At 65.6% G+C, this 16275-nt stretch carries 12 protein-coding genes; 7 read left to right on the top strand and 5 right to left on the bottom strand.

The features are described 5' to 3' along the window. Window positions 1-142: 142 nt before the first annotated feature. Both ACNFCI_RS23650 and ACNFCI_RS23645 read right to left on the bottom strand, forming a co-directional pair. The gene (locus ACNFCI_RS23650) at window positions 143-1015 is read right to left on the bottom strand and encodes a pirin family protein (RefSeq protein WP_368829397.1); all 873 of its coding nucleotides are present in this window, start codon (window positions 1013-1015) and stop codon (window positions 143-145) included. Between the two features lie 158 nt (window positions 1016-1173). Beyond that, window positions 1174-2061, bottom strand: coding sequence for an EamA family transporter (locus ACNFCI_RS23645; RefSeq protein ID WP_084857525.1), 888 nt, complete (start codon window positions 2059-2061; stop codon window positions 1174-1176). Between the two features lie 260 nt (window positions 2062-2321). On the opposite strand from ACNFCI_RS23645, the gene ACNFCI_RS23640 reads away from it, so the two are divergent. Continuing rightward, the gene (locus ACNFCI_RS23640; RefSeq protein ID WP_084857523.1) at window positions 2322-3719 is read left to right on the top strand and encodes a purine-cytosine permease family protein; all 1398 of its coding nucleotides are present in this window, start codon (window positions 2322-2324) and stop codon (window positions 3717-3719) included. A gap of 98 nt (window positions 3720-3817) precedes the next feature. Here ACNFCI_RS23640 and ACNFCI_RS23635 read toward each other — a convergent pair whose 3' ends face one another. Together ACNFCI_RS23635 and ACNFCI_RS23630 are read right to left on the bottom strand one after the other, a co-directional pair. Next, the gene (locus ACNFCI_RS23635; RefSeq protein ID WP_368829396.1) at window positions 3818-4678 is read right to left on the bottom strand and encodes a class II aldolase/adducin family protein; all 861 of its coding nucleotides are present in this window, start codon (window positions 4676-4678) and stop codon (window positions 3818-3820) included. Further along, window positions 4632-5675, bottom strand: coding sequence for an ABC transporter substrate-binding protein (locus ACNFCI_RS23630; RefSeq protein WP_368829395.1), 1044 nt, complete (start codon window positions 5673-5675; stop codon window positions 4632-4634). Before ACNFCI_RS23630 ends, ACNFCI_RS23635 begins: the two co-directional genes overlap by 47 nt. 182 nt (window positions 5676-5857) lie before the next feature. Between ACNFCI_RS23630 and ACNFCI_RS23625 the strand changes: the two genes are divergently transcribed. From ACNFCI_RS23625 to ACNFCI_RS23610, 4 genes are all read left to right on the top strand, one after another. After that, window positions 5858-7810: an FAD-dependent oxidoreductase gene (locus tag ACNFCI_RS23625; protein WP_368829394.1), complete on the top strand. Its 1953-nt coding sequence runs from the start codon at window positions 5858-5860 to the stop codon at window positions 7808-7810. Window positions 7811-7865: 55 nt separating this feature from the next. Continuing rightward, on the top strand, window positions 7866-8456 hold the full coding sequence (locus tag ACNFCI_RS23620; protein WP_143515221.1) for a cupin domain-containing protein: 591 nt from the start codon (window positions 7866-7868) through the stop codon (window positions 8454-8456). Window positions 8457-8573: 117 nt separating this feature from the next. Then, entirely contained in the window at window positions 8574-9881 is a 1308-nt protein-coding gene (locus ACNFCI_RS23615) for a substrate-binding domain-containing protein (RefSeq protein ID WP_416768369.1), read from the top strand. 163 nt (window positions 9882-10044) lie between these two features. Beyond that, entirely contained in the window at window positions 10045-11106 is a 1062-nt protein-coding gene (locus ACNFCI_RS23610) for a TerC family protein (protein WP_368830312.1), read from the top strand. A gap of 1393 nt (window positions 11107-12499) precedes the next feature. Here the strand turns inward: ACNFCI_RS23610 and ACNFCI_RS23605 are convergent. Beyond that, window positions 12500-13729 (bottom strand): acyl-CoA dehydrogenase, encoded by a 1230-nt coding sequence (locus ACNFCI_RS23605; protein WP_368830311.1) that lies wholly within the window; start codon window positions 13727-13729, stop codon window positions 12500-12502. 139 nt (window positions 13730-13868) lie between these two features. On the opposite strand from ACNFCI_RS23605, the gene ACNFCI_RS23600 reads away from it, so the two are divergent. After that, entirely contained in the window at window positions 13869-14795 is a 927-nt protein-coding gene (locus ACNFCI_RS23600; protein WP_084857506.1) for a LysR family transcriptional regulator, read from the top strand. A 186-nt stretch (window positions 14796-14981) separates the two neighbouring features. After that, on the top strand, window positions 14982-16136 hold the full coding sequence (locus ACNFCI_RS23595; RefSeq protein ID WP_368830310.1) for a cysteine desulfurase family protein: 1155 nt from the start codon (window positions 14982-14984) through the stop codon (window positions 16134-16136). Window positions 16137-16275 lie beyond the last annotated feature (139 nt).

Raw genomic sequence — 16275 nt, 5'->3', positions numbered from 1 at the left:
GCCGGGGGGGGGGCGCTCGGGGACACGTGAGGTGCTGGGGCGCCTGTGGTGTTGGGGCCAAAAACGCCGGGGGGGCCCCCCCCGCCCCCCCCGCACCGTGTGGGGGGGGGCTTGCCCCGCGATGGGCCGCAAAACGGCCCCTTTACTGCTCACCCACCATCTGCCCGAACCGCCCTGCCTGGAAGTCGGCGAACGACTCGGCGATTTCCGCCTGGCTGTTCATCACGAACGGGCCATAACCAACGATGGGCTCGTCGATCGGCTCGCCGCTGAGCAACAGCAGGCTCACTTCGTCCAGCGCCTCGACCTGCACATGCTCGCCATCGCGCTCCAGCAGCACCAGGCTGGCCGGGCCCGCCTCGCGCTCGCCATTGACACGCACGTTACCGCGCAGCACCACCAACGCTGCGTTGCGCCCTGCGGCGATCGGCAGTTGCAGGTGGGCACCCGCTTTCAGGCGCAGGTCCCAGACGTCCATGGCGGTGAAGGTCCGCGCCGGGCCTTGATGGCCCTGGTAGGCACCAGCGATCACCCGCAGGCTACCGGCCTCGCCTTCCAGCGACACCACCGGAATGTCCGAGGACAACAGGGTCTGGTACCCCGCAGGCGCACGCTTGTCACGGGCCGGCAGGTTGACCCACAGTTGCACCATCTCCAGTGTGCCGCCGCTGCGGGCGAAGGCCGGCGAATGGAATTCCTCGTGGAGGATGCCGTTGGCGGCCGTCATCCACTGCACATCGCCCGGGCCGATCAGGCCACCGGCGCCAGTGGAATCGCGGTGCTCCAGTTCGCCCTGGTAGACGATGGTCACCGTCTCGAAGCCTCGGTGCGGGTGCTGGCCGACTCCGCGCCGCGCAGTGGTCGGCGTGAAGCCATGGGGGCCAGCATAATCGAGCAGCAAGAACGGGCTGATATGGCGCGCCAGGTTGTCATAGGTGAACAGGCTACGAACCGGGAAGCCATCCCCGACCCAATGGCCGTGGGGGCTGCGGTGGATACCCAGAATCTTTTTCATGAGAAGTCTCCTCTCTCAGATGGCTGGGTGTAACACTACCTATGGAACCAATGTTGCGGTAGACGGCAAAAATGGCATGGTTCGTCTTATTTATAGGACGATCTGCCATGTTCGGCGATAGCGAGATCGCGCCGCCAGCGCGATCTCGCATAAACCCTCTACTGAACGCTCACCGCCCGCAACCGCTGCCCTACCCGAGGCCCGAACACATTGATCAGCAACCCCAGCATGACCAGCACCGCGCCCCACCCCTGCACCGCACTCAAGCGTTCATCGAGCAGCCAGGCCGACGAGCTCAGGCCGACCACCGGCACCAACAGCGAAAACGGCGCCACCTTGCCTGCCGGATGCCGCGACAGCAAGGTGCTCCATAGGCTGTAGCCAAGCATGGTGGCGACGAACGCCAGGTAGGCCAGCGCCAGTACCGAGCTCCAGCCGATATTGGCCAGGGCATGGCCGATACGCTCAGGCCCCTCCAGCCACCAGGACAGCGCCAGAAACGGCAGCGGTGGTATCAAACCGCCCCAGATCACCAGGGCCACCAGATCCACCGAGCCGAACCGGCGCGTGATGATGTTGCCCATGCCCCACATGGCGCCCGCGCACAGGGTCAGCAACAGGGCCAGCAACGGTACATGGCTGCTGTCCTCGCTGCCGATCAGCACCAACCCGCCCGCAGCCACCAACAGGCCCAGCAGGCTGGCCAGGCGCAGGCGCTCGCCAAGAAACAGCGCGGCGAACCCAAGGGTGAAGAATGCCTGGGACTGCAGCACCAACGACGCCAGCCCCGGAGGCATGCCGCTGTACATGGCCTGGAACAGGAAGGCGAACTGGCCCAGGGAAATGGTCACGCCATAGGCGATCAACCAGCGCCAGGGCAGCTTCGGGCGCCTGACCAGCAGCACCGCCGGAAACGCCACCAAGGCAAACCGCAAGGCCCCGAGCAGCATGGGCGGCAGGCCATCGAGGCCAACCTTGATCACCACGAAATTCACGCCCCAGGCGATGATCACCACCAGGGCGATCAGCAGGTCCTTGACTGGCATTGCAGTTTCCTTCTTCAGGCTTTTCTAGACATATTTCGTAACAGCATAAGGCCTTTGTTTTCCCACGGACCAGCACAGTTGGGTGCCAGCCTTGCGCAACAGTCGTGCCGGCGAAGTGTCTGGGACAACGAACAGCAGCCAGACGAGCCGTGTCAGGCTTCACTTGACCCTACTTGTCTATACATGCTCATATCACACACAGGCCACCCGCCTCTTCGAGTTGGCCGCCGCCCCACAAGAACAAACAAGCGGAGTGCCCCATGTCCAGCAAACCCGTGATCGAACGGCGCTCGATCGACTACATCCCCGAAGCTGAACGCCATGGACGCGTGTACAGCCAATTCACCTTGTGGCTGGGAGCCAACCTGCAGATCACCGCGATCGTCACCGGCGCCCTGGCCGTGGTACTCGGCGGCGATGTGTTCTGGTCGCTGCTCGGCCTGTTGCTCGGCCAACTGATCGGCGGCGCCGTCATGGCCCTGCACGCCGCCCAAGGGCCGCGCCTGGGCCTGCCGCAGATGATCTCCAGCCGGGTGCAGTTCGGGGTCTACGGCGCGGCCATTCCCATGGCCCTGGTGTGCCTGATGTACCTGGGTTTCACCGCCACCGGCACGGTGCTGTCCGGCCAGGCCATCGGCCAGTTGCTGAGCGTGAGCGACAGCAGCGGCATCCTGATCTTCGCCGGGGTGATCGTGCTCGCCACCCTCGCCGGCTACCGGGTGATCCACTGGATCGGCCGCGTGGCCAGCGTGCTCGGCATCATCGCCTTCGTGTACCTGTTCAGCCGCATCCTGATGCTGGCCGACATCGGCCAGTTGCTCGACAACCGCCACTTCACCTGGGCCTCGTTCCTGCTCGCGGTGTCGCTGGCCGCCTCCTGGCAGATCGCCTTCGGCCCCTACGTGGCCGACTACTCGCGCTACCTGCCCAGCAGCACCTCACCGATCAAAACCTTCCTTGCCGCCGGGCTGGGGTCGGTGATCGGCGCCCAGGCCTCGATGATCCTCGGCGTGTTCGCCGCAGCCATTGCCGGTGGGCAGTTCTCCGGGCATGAGGTGGCGTACATCGTCGGCCTGGGGGGCGCTGGCACCACGGCCGCCCTGCTGTACTTCAGCATCGCCTTCGGCAAGGTGACCATCTCGACGCTGAACTCCTACGGCAGCTTCATGTGCATCGCCACCATCATCAGCGGGTTCCGTGGCCACCTGCAGATCAGCCGCCTGCAACGCCTGGTGTTCGTGCTCGGCATCGTCGGCGCCGCCACCCTCGTCGCCCTGCTCGGCCAGCATTCGTTCCTCAGTGCGTTCAAGTCGTTCATCCTGTTCTTGCTGACCTTCTTCGTGCCCTGGAGCGCGGTGAACCTGGTGGACTACTACTTCATCACCAAGGAGCGCTACGACATCCCGGCCCTGGCCGACCCCGAAGGCCGCTATGGGCGCTGGAACTGGCCAGGGATCATCGTCTACACCGTTGGCGTGCTGGTGCAGATGCCGTTCATCGATACCAAGCTGTACACCGGCCCCATGGTCGCCCACCTGGGCGGCGTCGACGTGTCCTGGTTGATCGGCCTGGTGGTGCCTAGCCTGCTGTACTACTGGGTCGCCCGCAGCCGTGCCGCACAGGCACCGGCCCATATCATCGTCCCCGACGCCCGCTGATTCCCCGACCGCGAGGTAGCGGACGCCCGTTCGCTACCTCGCTTCTGTGAGCGGGCGTTTCCCGCCACCGGACCAGCGCCGCCCCCCAGGCGCCTGGCTCAATCGCGATAATCCGGTGCCACCCGCTCCAGCAACCGCAACAGCGCCTGCCATGCCAAGGCATTGCCATCCGGGTCCGCCAATTCCCCGGCCTTCAACGGCCGCGCCGGCTCGTTGAACTGCCGCTCGGTGTGCGCGCACACCGCATGGGGCGGCATGATCACTGGCCCGGCCTGCAGCGCTGCCAGTTGAATCTCACAAGCCTTCTCCAGGTAATACATGCGCAAGAACGCCTCGGCCACGGTACTGCCGACCGTCAACAAACCGTGGTTGCGCAGGATCATCACCGTGTGTCGTCCCAGGTCCGCCACCAGCCGCTGCTGCTCGTCCAGGTCCAGCGCGATACCTTCGTAGGCGTGATAGCCGACCCGGCCATAGAACTCCATGGCGATCTGGTTGAGCGGCAGCAACCCACACTCGAGCGCAGCGACCGCGCAGCCGGCGCGGGTATGGGTGTGCAGTACGCATTGGGCGTCTTCGCGGGCGCCATGGATCGCACCATGAATGACGAAACCGGCCGGGTTGACCGGATAGGGCGAAGGCTCGACCGGGTTGCCCTGCAGGTCGATCTTCACCAACTTCGAGGCCGTGATCTCGTCGAACAGCAAGCCGTAGGGGTTGATCAGGAAGTGATGCTCCGGCCCAGGCAGGCGTACGGAGATATGGGTGAAGATCAGGTCGGTCATCCGAAAATGCGCGATCAGGCGGTAGCAGGCCGCCAGCTCCTGGCGCAGGGTCCGTTCGGTAGGGGTCATTGACATTGTCCTGATTTGTGAATGATGAGGCCGCTGCGCGGCCCCGGATATCAACCCATCACTTGCTGGCCCAGGCGTTGAACCGCTGCTCCAGCTCTTCGCCATGATCGACCCAGAACGCCACATCCATGGCCAGCGCGCCCTTGAGGTTCTCGGGCGAGGTCGGCACCCAGCTGGCCAGCCCAGGGGCGAGCTTGGCCGCGGCCTGGGTATTGGTCGGGCCATAAGGGATCTGCTCGACGTAACGCACCTGGGTATCGGGCTGGTTGGCGTAGGCGATCAGCCGCCGCGCCTGATCGGCATGCCTGGACCCCTTGATGATCGCCCAGTAGTCCATGCCATACAGGCTGCCCGGCCAGACCACCGCCAGCGGGCTGCCCTGCTGCGCGGCCACGGCGATGCGGCCACTATAGGTGGACGTCATCACCACATCGCCCGCGGCCAGCCACTGGGGCGGCTGGGCGCCGGCATCCCACCACTGGATGTACGGCTTGAGCTCGGTCAGCTTGGCGAAAGCACGCTCGACGCCTGCCGGGGTGGCCAGGACCTTGTACACGTCCTCGACCTTGACGCCGTCGGCCAGCAAGGCGAACTCCAGGTTGTATACCGCGCGCTTGCGCAGGCCGCGCTTGCCGGGGTATTTCTTCACGTCCCAGAAATCCGCCCAGGAAGTCGGCGCCTGGGCCAGCTTGCTCCGGTCGTAGGCAATCGCCACGCTCCACACCAGTGCCGCCGAACCGCAATCCTGGGCCGCATCAGGTATCAGCTCGGCAGTACCGCCCAACTGCTGCCAGTCCAGGCGCTCGTAGATGCCCTCGTCGCACCCGCGCATCAGGTCCGGGCCTTCGATCTGCACCACATCCCAATCGACATTCCCGGTATCGGCCATCACCTGGATACGGGCCATCTCGCCGTTGTATTCGCTCTGGATCAGCTTGCTGCCGTCCTGGGCACTGAAAGGCTGGAAGATCGCCACATCCTGGGCTTTCTGGCCTGCACCACCATAGCCGACCACGACCATCTGTGGCGCCGCTTGCACACTGCCCAGGCCCAAGGCCAACAGCAGTGCGCAAAAGCCGGTCCTGCGGGGAAATGCATTCATCGCTGGTTCCTCCTGCCGGTGCCTGGCCGGTACAGCCAAGGCCCGCTTTCTTGTTGTTGTGAGGCGCCCCTGCGTGAGGGGTCGAAGGGAACGCTAGTCGCGAGCCAGTAAAAAAACAAGTTGATTTTTTACTACAGCTACACTTTCATGGCATAAAACAACAACACACCGGAGCTGCGCGCATGTCGACCGCCTTCGCCCACCTGTTCGAGCCGTTGCAGATCCGTGGCAAACGCCTGAAGAACCGCATCATGTCCACCGGGCATGACACCTGCCTGCCCACCGACAACCTGGTCAACGACAAGCTGATCGCCTACCACCGTGCCCGCGCCGAGGGCGGGGCCGGCCTGATCGTGCTGCAGGTGGCCGGCGTACACGACAGCGCGCGCTATACCTCCCACGTGTTGATGGCCACCGACGACGCCTGCATCGAGGGCTACCGGCGCCTGGCCGAGGCCTGCCACACGCACGGCACGGTGGTGCTGTCGCAGCTGTTCCACCCCGGCCGCGAGATCATGGAAACGGCCGACGGCCTGCTGGCGGTGGCCTATTCGGCCTCGGCAGTACCCAACGAGCGCTTTCGCGTGATGCCCCGGGCGTTGGACCAGGCGATGATCGACGAAATCGTCCAGGGCTACGCCGCGGCCGCCCGTCGCCTGTTCCAAGCCGGCCTGGATGGCGTGGAGGTGGTGGCCAGCCACGGCTACTTGCCGGCGCAGTTCCTCAACCCGCGGGTCAATCGCCGCACCGACGGCTACAACGGCGGCCTGGAGCAGCGCCTGCGCTTCGTCCGCGAGGTGCTGGCGGCGGTACGCGCGGCGACCGGCGAGGACTTCATCGTCGGCCTGCGCATCAGTGCCGACGAGCGTGACCCCGAGGGCCTGACCGAGGACGAGTCGTTGCTGGCCGCCCAGGCCCTGCAAGGCGAGATCGACTACCTGCATATCGTCGCAGGCACCTCCGCGTCGCTCGGCGGCGCGGTGCATATCGTCCCGCCCATGGCCATCGAGCCGGCCTACCTGGCCCGCGAAGCCGGCACCTTCAAGGCGAGCCTGGACATCCCGCTGTTCGTCACCGGCCGCATCAACCAGCCTCAGGAGGCCGAACTGATCCTTGCCCGTGGCCAGGCCGATGTCTGCGGCATGACCCGCGCCTTGATCTGCGACCCGCAGATGCCGACCAAGACCGAGCGCGGCCAGGTCGAGGACGTGCGCGCCTGCATCGCCTGCAACCAGGCCTGTATCGGCCACTTCCACCGCGGCCTGCCGATCTCCTGCATCCAGCACCCGGAAACCGGCCGGGAGCTGCAATACGGCACGCTGCAACGCACCACCGCACCCAAGCGGGTGATGGTTGCCGGCGGTGGCCCGGCCGGCATGAAGGCCGCCGCCGTGGCGGCCGCGCGTGGCCACGACGTGACCTTGTACGAGGCCGGCCCGCAGTTGGGCGGCCAGGTACTGCTGGCCCAGCTGCTGCCCCGGCGCAGCGAATTCGGTGGCGCCAGCACCAACCTGCAACGGGAGATGGAACTGGCCGGGGTGCGCGTGGTGCGCAACACCCGGGTCGACCGCGCCCTGGTCGAACGCGAGCGCCCGGACCTAGTGATCGCCGCCACTGGCGCTACGCCCTACTGGCCCACGTTCGAGCGCGACGGCCAGATGCAGGTGGTGGACGCCTGGCAGGTGCTGCGCAACCAGGCCACCCTGGGGCGCTCGGTGCTGGTGGTGGACTGGCGCAGCGACTGGATCGGCCCCGGCATCGCCGAACGCCTGGTGCGCGACGGGCACCAGGTGCAGCTGGCGGTCAACGGCACCCACTGCGGCGAAAACCTGCCGCTGTACGTGCGCGACCAGATGGCCGGCGAGCTGCACCGCCTGGGCATTGCGATCACGCCCTATGCCCGCCTCTACGGCTGCGACGACAACACCGTCTACCTGCTGCACACCGCCAGCGGCGAGCCGATGATCTTCGAAGGCATCGACACCCTGGTGCTGTGCCTGGGCCACCAACCCCAGGACACCTTGGGCGAGGAGCTGGCCGGGCTGGTCGAGGTCAGGCGCGTCGGCGACTGCCTGGCGCCACGCACCGTCGAGGAGGCGATCCATGACGGCCTGACGGTTGCCTGGGCGCTCTGAGGCTGGTCATACTGCCGCTTTCCCGATGGACCGACGCCCAATGAGCGAGCAACCCATGACGCCGACGCCCGCCGCCGAAGCAGGTGGCGCGGCCCCGCATTTTCTCGGCACCCGCATCCGCGGCCTGCGCAAGCGCCGCGGCATGACCCTGGCGGAGCTGGCCAAGCAGAGCGAACTGACCGCCGGCTACATCAGCCAGCTGGAGCGCAACCTCTCCTACCCGTCGATCCCGGCGCTGTTCAACATCGCCCGCAGCCTGGGCGTGACCATCCAGTGGTTCTTCGCCAGCGAGGCCAGCACCGCCCCTGAAGACCAAGGCTACGTGGTGCGCCGCAACAGCCGCCTGAGCGTGCATTACGAGGACGGCATCGTCGACCAACTGCTCACGCCCCAGCCCAACCGCCAGCTGGAAATCCTCCACTCGCGCTTTCCACCGGGCACCTACAGCCAGGAGAGCTACAGCCATGAGGGCGAGGAAGCCGGGTATCTGCTGTCGGGCCGTTTCGAGTTGTGGGTGGGCGAGCGTTATTTCCAGCTGAACGAAGGCGACAGCTTCAGCTTCTCCAGCCAGGAACCACACCGCTATGGCAACCCCGGGGACGAGGATGCCGTGGTGATCTGGGTGATCACGCCACCTACGTTCTGAGCCTTGGGGGTACCGCCAACCCGCTCCCAGAGGGCCGGCACAGGCGACCTCACTGTCATCTCCCCGTCACCGCCCTGTCGTAATCTGCGGCCCAACGCCACGCCACAGGTTCCCAGGATGCTCCGCCTCCTTGTCTTGTTGTGCTGCCTGCTGCCCCTGCCGGCCCTGGCCGAGCCGGTGCAGCTGCGCATCCAGGGCTCCAACACCATCGGCGCCGCCCTCGCTCCGGCCCTGGTCCGGGGCCTGCTCGAGGCCCAGGGCGCCACGGCCATCGAACAGGCGCCGGGCGAGCACGCCAACGAAACCCAGATCCGCGCCCTGAATGCCCAAGGCCAGCCCCTGCACATCGATATCGCCGCCCACGGCTCCAGCACCGGTTTCATCGCTTTGGGCGACGCCAAGGCCGACCTGGCTGCCGCCTCCCGGCCCATCACCGACAGCGAGGCCCAGCGCCTGCAGGCGTTGGGCGACCTGCGCGACAAGGCCTCGGAGCAGGTCATCGGCCTGGATGGCGTGGCCGTGATCGTCCACCCAGGCAACCCCCTGTCGCAGCTGACCATCACCCAGTTGGCGCAGGTGTTTTCCGGCCAAGTACGGCGCTGGGAGCAGTTGGGCGTGGCCGGCGGCACGATCCGCCTGTATGCCCGCGATGATCGCTCCGGCACCTTCGAAACCTTCAAGGCCCTGGTGCTGGAGCCAGGCCATCATGGCCTGGCGCCCCAGGCGCAGCGCTTCGAATCCAGCGAAGCGCTGGCCGAGCGGGTCAAGGCCGACCGCCAGGCCATTGGTTTCAGTACCTTGACGGCCGTGCATGGCGCCAAGGTCCTGGCCATCGCCGAGGGTGACGCCCCGGCCCTGCTGCCGACCCGTGCCCGGGTGGCCAGTGAAGACTACCCGCTGTCGCGGCGCCTGTTCTTCTACCTGCCCGCCCCCCCCACCCCGCTGGCACGGGCCCTGGCCGAGTTCACCCAGAGCCCGGCAGGCCAGGCGATCGTCGCCCGCCAGGGCTTCGTCTCCCAGCAGATCAAGGCCCTGCCGGTGCCCAGCCAGGCGGACATGCCGGCGCGCTACCGCACCCTGGCCAGCCAGGCCCAGCGTCTGACCGTCAGCTTCCGCTTCCAGGCCGGCAGTGCCAACCTCGACAACAAGGCCTTGCGCGATGTCCAGCGGGTCGCCGACTACCTGCGCCAGGCCGGCAAGCTCGATCATCAGGTCGTGCTGGTCGGCTTTGGCGACCCCAAGGAAACGCCCGGGCGTGCCGCCCTGCTCTCGCGCCTGCGGGCCATGGCCGTGCGCCGCGCACTGGCCCGTCATGGCATCGAGGTGAGGGAAGTGGCCGGCCTGGGCGACGAATTGCCGGTGGCCGACAACGATCAACAAAAGGGACGTTTGCGTAACCAAAGGGTCGAAGTATGGGTGTACTGAAGGCTGGGTTAGCGGCGCAAAAAAATGTAACAGCCTGCCATTCGGCAGCGCCGGGAAACCGGTCTAGGCTCAAACCCATGTGATACCGGGCCCCTCTGACGGCTGCCGAGCCGCCATGTCGGATCACTGTTGCCATGCAACGTCGACATTCAAGGAGGGGCTCATGACGGCTCTGCACACATTCCTCACCACCCCGTTCCTCGGTACCAGCGCCTGGTTGTGGCTGGTGTTCGTCGCCATCGTCATCGCCTTGTTGGTGCTGGACCTTGGCGTGCTGCACCGCAAGGATCGGGAAATCGAAATGCGCGAAAGCCTGCTGCTGTATGCAGGCTATTTCAGCGTGGGCGTACTGTTCGGGGCGTGGGTCTGGTACGAGCTTGGTGCCCAGTCGGCGCTGGAGTTCTACACCGGGTTCCTGGTGGAACAGTCGCTGTCGATGGACAACGTGTTCGTCATGGCGATGATCTTCGGCTTCTTCGCCATCCCCCGCCGCTACCAGCATCGGGTGTTGTTCTGGGGCATCCTCGGCGTGGTGTTCCTGCGGGCGATCATGATCGGCGTGGGCGCGGCGCTGGTGCAACACTTCGCCTGGGTGCTGTATCTGTTCGGCGCCTTCCTGCTGTTCACCGGGGTGAAGATGGCCCTGTCGAAGGAAGACAGCCACCCGGACCTGGCCAACAACCCGGTGCTGCGCTTCGTACGCCGGCACATGCGCGTCACCGAGCAGATCCACGGCCCACATTTCTTCGTGCGCCTCACCCCGCCCGGCCACAGCACCGCCCTGCGCCATGCCACGCCGCTGTTCCTGGCCCTGGTGCTGATCGAGCTGGCGGACCTGGTGTTCGCCGTGGACAGCGTGCCGGCCATCTTCGCCATCACCCAGGACCCGTTCATCGTCTACACCTCGAACATCTTCGCCATCCTCGGGCTGCGTTCGCTGTACTTCGCCCTTGCGGCGCTGATGCACCGCTTCGTCTACCTCAAGTACGCGCTGGCACTGGTGTTGATCTTCATCGGCTGCAAGATCTTCTATCACGGCATGGTCGGCAAGGTACCGGCGTTGCTATCGCTGGGCGTGACGTTCGGGTTGCTGCTTGGCGGGGTCCTCTTGTCGCTGTTCAAGACCCGGGCCGCTTCCCCGTCCATGGCCCAGGATGACGATGCGCGGCCGCCCAAGCAGGCCAGTACCCAGGCGCCGCAGGAAGAGAAGACCGGAGCGCCCTGAACCCAACGAATGCCTCATCGCGGGACAAGTCGGGTATCCGTACCGCCACTCCTACAGATTCATCGCTGCCTTCAAATGTGTCGCTTATCTGTGGGAGGGGGCTTGCCCCCCGATTACGGTCACCGTCATTCCTACTGAATAAACGCCGCCAGCCCAGGCGCCGCCAAACGCGACGTCAGGAGGCCGAGTGGAAGCCTTGCGCAGGTGGGTGCCAGGCATGGATGCCTGGCAAGCGGCGCAGGGCCATGGATGGCCCTTCGCCGCGCCCCGCCGGAGCAAGGCTGGAGCGAGGGAACCCCGGAGCGAAGCGCAGGGGCCGGATGCAGGAGCCAGCGTTTTTTGGTTACTTTTTGTCGCGTTTGACAAAAAGTGACCCGCCGTAAGGGCGGAAAGGTGAATATGCGTCGCCATCGCAAACGGACTGTTCACTTAAATCAACACCAACGACTCAACAAACACCGAGCGCATGGGAATCGCGAAAACTCCATTCGCCACGGAGGCGCTGACTCACCTTTTCGCCTTTACGGCGACCTACTTTTGCTCTTGGGCAAAAGTAGGCAAAAACCGCTGGCTCCTGCATCCGGCCCCTACGCTTCGCTCCGGGGTTCCCTCGCTCCGGCATTACTCCCGGCGGGGCGCGGCGAAGGGCCATCCATGGCCCTGCGCCGCTTGCCGGGCATCCATGCCCGGCACCCACCTCCGTAATGCCTCCACTCGGCCTCCTGACGTCGCATTCGGCGGTGCCTGGACTATCGCGTAGGAAAAGCAAGAGCAAAAGCGGCGGCGGCGGCGGCGGCGGCGGCGGCGGCGGCGGCGGCGAAAAATTATGCCGGTTGGTTGCCTGCCCGGCCCAATCGCCGGCAAGCCGGCTCCCACAGAGCTCAGTGGCGCCCGCTGTATCTCTGTATCTATGGGAACAACTGGTTTAATACTTCTCAGCCATGCCAATACGGCTCTTGCTTGTGATACGCGATAGCCCAGGCGCCGCCAATCGCGACTTCAGGAGGCCGAGTGGAAGCCTTGCGCAGGTGGGTGCCAGGCAGGGATGCCTGGCAAGCGGCGCAGGGCCATGGATGGCCCTTCGCCGCGCCCCGCCGGAGCAAGGCTGGAGCGAGGGAACCCCGGAGCGAAGCGTAGGGGCCGGATGCAGGAGCCAGCGTTTTTTGGTTACTTTTTGTCGCGTTTGACAAAAAGTGACCCGCCGTAAGGGCGGAAAGGTGAATATGCGTCGCCATCGCAAACGGACTGTTCGCTTAAATCAATACCAACGATTCCAGATTCAACAAACACCGAGTGCATGGGAATCGCGAAAACTCCATTCGCCATGGAGGCGCTGATTCACCTTTTCGCCTTTACGGCGACCTACTTTTGCTCTTGGGCAAAAGATAGGCGCTCACTGTCCGCTACGCAGCATCTCCCTGGGCACATACTTGCCGATCTCGTACTTGCCCACGGCCGCCCGGTGCACTTCGTCCGGCCCATCGGCCAGGCGCAGGGTGCGCTGCATGGCGTACATGTACGCCAACGGGAAATCGCCGCTGACCCCCGCCCCGCCATGCAGCTGGATCGCCCGGTCGATCACCTTCAACGCCACGTTCGGTGCCACCACCTTGATCTGCGCGATCTCGCTGCGAGCCACCTTGTTGCCGACGGTGTCCATCATGTAGGCAGCCTTGAGGGTGAGCAGCCGCGCCATGTCGATCTCCATGCGCGAATCGGCGATCTTGTCGACGTTGCCGCCCAGCCGCGCCAATGGCCGGCCAAACGCGGTGCGCGCCACCGAGCGCTTGCACATCAACTCAAGGGCCCGCTCGGCCATGCCGATCGAGCGCATGCAGTGGTGGATACGGCCGGGCCCAAGCCGCCCCTGGGCGATTTCGAAACCACGGCCTTCGCCGAGGATCACGTTCTCATAAGGCACCCGCACCTGCTCGAACAGCACCTCGGCATGGCCGTGGGGCGCATCGTCGTAGCCGAACACCGGCAGCGGGCGGACGATCTTCACCCCCGGGGCGTCGGTGGGCACCAGGATCATGGAGTGCTGCTGGTGGCGTGGCCCGTCCGGGTTGGACAGGCCCATGAAGATCATCACCTTGCAACGCGGGTCGCAGGCACCGGACGTCCACCACTTGCGCCCATTGATGAGCCATTCGTCGCCATCACGTACGGCGGTGGCCGCCATGTTGGTGGCATCCGAAGAGGCCACATCCGGCTCGGTCATGGCGAATGCCGAGCGGATCTCGCCGCGCAGCAGCGGCTCCAGCCACTGGCGCTTCTGCGCCTCGCTGCCGTAGCGCACCAGCACTTCCATGTTGCCAGTGTCCGGTGCCGAGCAGTTGAACGGCTCGGGCCCCAGCAACGAGCGGCCCATGACCTCGGCCAGTGGCGCATATTCGAGGTTGGACAGCCCCGCGCCATATTCCGACTCGGGCAGGAACAGGTTCCACAGGCCCTCGGCGCGGGCCTTGGCCTTGAGCTGCTCCATGATCGCGGTGGGCTGCCAGCGGTCGCCCTCGGCGACCTGGCGCTCGAACACCGGCTCGGCGGGGTAGACATGGGCGTCCATGAACGCAGAGACACGCTCGCGCAATGCCTGGACCTTGGGCGAATAGGCGAAATCCATCGGGGCTACCTTCACAGGCTGGAGAACATGGGCCTGAGCCTAGAGCAACAGCCAGCCATCCACCTAGTCTATTTTCCGCGTGTATAAACATTCATAAGCAATATATGATCGGCCCATAACTCCAACAAAGAGCGGCGCCATGAACCTCAGTAAGGTCGACCTCAACCTGTTCATCGTTTTCGATGCCATCTACACCGAAGCCAACCTGACCCGCGCCGGGCAGATCGTCGGCATCACCCAGCCGGCGGTGTCCAATGCCCTGTCGCGCCTGCGCGAGACCTTCAACGACCCCCTGTTCGTGCGCACCGCCCAGGGTATGGTGCCCACGCCCATGGCCCAGAACATCATCGGCCCGGTGCGCAATGCTCTGGCGCTGCTGCGCACCTCTGTGCAGGAAAGCCGCGTGTTCAACCCCCAGCAAGCGAACAAGACCTTCCGCATCAGCATGACCGACCTCACCGAGGCGGTGATCCTGCCTCCCTTGTTCCAGCGCCTGCGCCGCCTGGCTCCGGCCCTGATGATCGAAAGCTTCCTGTGCAAGCGCCGCGAGACCACCAAGGAACTGGCCGCCGGGCGCCTGGACTTCGCCGTGGACGCGCCGCTGAACACCGATCCGCAGGTGCGCCACGTCAAGCTCATGCAGGACCGCTTCGTCTGCGCCTTGCGCCCGGGCCATCCATTGGGCGAAGGCAAGCTGACCCTGGACAACTACCTGGCCATGACCCACATCCATATCTCCAGCCGTCGCAACGGCCTGGGCTATGTCGACCTGGCCCTGGGCAAGATGGGCGTGCAACGCAAGGTCGCCCTACGCTCGCAGCACTATCTGATGGCCTCCCAGGTGTTGCAGCAGACCGACATGGTGATGACCGTGCCGGAGCGCTTCGCCCGCCGTCATCAATTGCGTCATCTGCCGCTGCCCGTGGAAGTGCCGCCCTTGGAGACCCACCTGTACTGGCACGAAAGCACCGACCAGGACCCAGCCAACCGCTGGATGCGCGAGCAGATCACCGAGCTGTGCGAACGGGTGCTGGCGGAGGACGAAGCCGCGCCGGAACCCGCTTGAGCCTACCGACGACCAAGGCTATTGCCACGATATCTATCAAAACGCTCTACAAACTCTGCACCGGATAGAAAATTTTTCTCCAATGGGAGACATAACGCGTTCACAAGGCAAAAAGTGTATCCGCAACGCTGGCTACGATGGCTCCATCGATCGCCACTTCCAGGCGACATGCACGGACTCGCCAACATGCCCAGCGCCCCGCTCTACTTCGATTACGCCGCCACCACCCCCGTCGATGCCCGTGTCATCGAGGCCATGCTCACCTGCCTGGGGCAGGATGCACACTTCGGCAACCCGGCCTCCAGCGGCCACGCCTACGGCCAGGCCGCCCGCGAGCTGGTCGAGCAGGCCCGTCGCCAGGTCGGCGAACGCGTGGGCGCAGACCCGGCCGAGCTGGTCTGGACCTCCGGGGCCACCGAATCCAACAACCTGGCGCTCAAGGGTATCGCCCAGGGTGCCGGGCAGCCGGGCCACCTGATCACCAGCCAGCTGGAGCACAAGGCGGTGCTCGATACCGCAGCCGAGCTGGAACGCCTGGGCTGGGCGGTCACGCGCCTTGCGCCGGACAGCGGCGGGCTGATTCAGCCACAGGCCGTGCAGGCGGCATTGCGCCCCGATACCCGCCTGGTGTCGCTGATGGCGGTCAACAATGAACTGGGTACGGTCACCGACTTCGCCGCCATCGGCGAACGGGTGCGGGCCCATGGCGCGCTGCTGCATGTCGACGCCGCCCAGGCCGTGGGCAAGGTAGCGATCGACCTGGCCCACCAGGCCGTGGACCTGATGTCGTTCTCGGCCCACAAGGCCTACGGCCCCAAAGGCATCGGCGCCCTGTACGTCGGCCCCCGGGCCCGCGCGTTGCTGCATGCGCAGATGCATGGCGGTGGCCATGAGCGCGGCCTGCGCTCCGGTACCTTGGCGACCCACCAGATCGTTGGCATGGGCAGCGCCTTCGCCTTGGCCGGCGCGCCTGGCGACAGCGAACACCAGCGTATCCAGCGGCTCAGCGAACGCCTGCGCCAGGGGCTCCTGGCCCTGCCGGGTGTCAACCTTAATGGCTGCGCCGAGCAACGCATTCCCCACACCTTGAACCTGTGCATCGACGCCAAGGGCTTCAATAGCGCCGCGCTGGCGAACGAAGTGGCCCTTTCCTCGACGTCGGCCTGCAACTCGGCGGCCAATGCCGCGTCCCACGTGCTGCTGGCCCTGGGGCTGGACGAGGCGCGGGCACGCCAGTGCGTGCGGATCAGCCTGGGGCGCTTTACCCGCGAGGAGGATGTCGACAGGGCCATCGAGGTATTTGGCCGTGTGGTCACGGCGGCTTCGGCTGCGTTGTGGTGAGTCGGGTAGGTCTTGAGGTGGGTGGTGGCTGTGAGATCGGGCCCCCCCCCGGCGGCGCGCGGACACACAACCCCCCACCCCCGTAAGCCCAAAACCAAAAAAAAAAAAAAAACCCCCCCCCCCCCGCCCAAAAGCCCAG

The sequence above is a fragment of the Pseudomonas sp. NY15356 genome (assembly GCF_048068175.1).
GTDB lineage: Bacteria > Pseudomonadota > Gammaproteobacteria > Pseudomonadales > Pseudomonadaceae > Aquipseudomonas > Aquipseudomonas putida_K.
This window is presented reverse-complemented; position numbering and strand designations above follow the sequence as displayed.

Excerpts from the sequence above, each read along its gene's own strand:
- ACNFCI_RS23650 (WP_368829397.1), bottom strand. The coding sequence starts at position 1,015 with ATGAAAAAGATTCTGGGTATCCACCGCAGCCCCCACGGCCATTGGGTC.
- ACNFCI_RS23645 (WP_084857525.1), bottom strand. The coding sequence starts at position 2,061 with ATGCCAGTCAAGGACCTGCTGATCGCCCTGGTGGTGATCATCGCCTGG.
- ACNFCI_RS23640 (WP_084857523.1), top strand. The coding sequence starts at position 2,322 with ATGTCCAGCAAACCCGTGATCGAACGGCGCTCGATCGACTACATCCCC.
- ACNFCI_RS23635 (WP_368829396.1), bottom strand. The coding sequence starts at position 4,678 with ATGGCGAAGAGCTGGAGCAGCGGTTCAACGCCTGGGCCAGCAAGTGAT.
- ACNFCI_RS23630 (WP_368829395.1), bottom strand. The coding sequence starts at position 5,675 with ATGAATGCATTTCCCCGCAGGACCGGCTTTTGCGCACTGCTGTTGGCC.
- ACNFCI_RS23625 (WP_368829394.1), top strand. The coding sequence starts at position 5,858 with ATGTCGACCGCCTTCGCCCACCTGTTCGAGCCGTTGCAGATCCGTGGC.
- ACNFCI_RS23620 (WP_143515221.1), top strand. The coding sequence starts at position 7,866 with ATGACGCCGACGCCCGCCGCCGAAGCAGGTGGCGCGGCCCCGCATTTT.
- ACNFCI_RS23615 (WP_416768369.1), top strand. The coding sequence starts at position 8,574 with ATGCTCCGCCTCCTTGTCTTGTTGTGCTGCCTGCTGCCCCTGCCGGCC.
- ACNFCI_RS23610 (WP_368830312.1), top strand. The coding sequence starts at position 10,045 with ATGACGGCTCTGCACACATTCCTCACCACCCCGTTCCTCGGTACCAGC.
- ACNFCI_RS23605 (WP_368830311.1), bottom strand. The coding sequence starts at position 13,729 with ATGGATTTCGCCTATTCGCCCAAGGTCCAGGCATTGCGCGAGCGTGTC.
- ACNFCI_RS23600 (WP_084857506.1), top strand. The coding sequence starts at position 13,869 with ATGAACCTCAGTAAGGTCGACCTCAACCTGTTCATCGTTTTCGATGCC.
- ACNFCI_RS23595 (WP_368830310.1), top strand. The coding sequence starts at position 14,982 with ATGCCCAGCGCCCCGCTCTACTTCGATTACGCCGCCACCACCCCCGTC.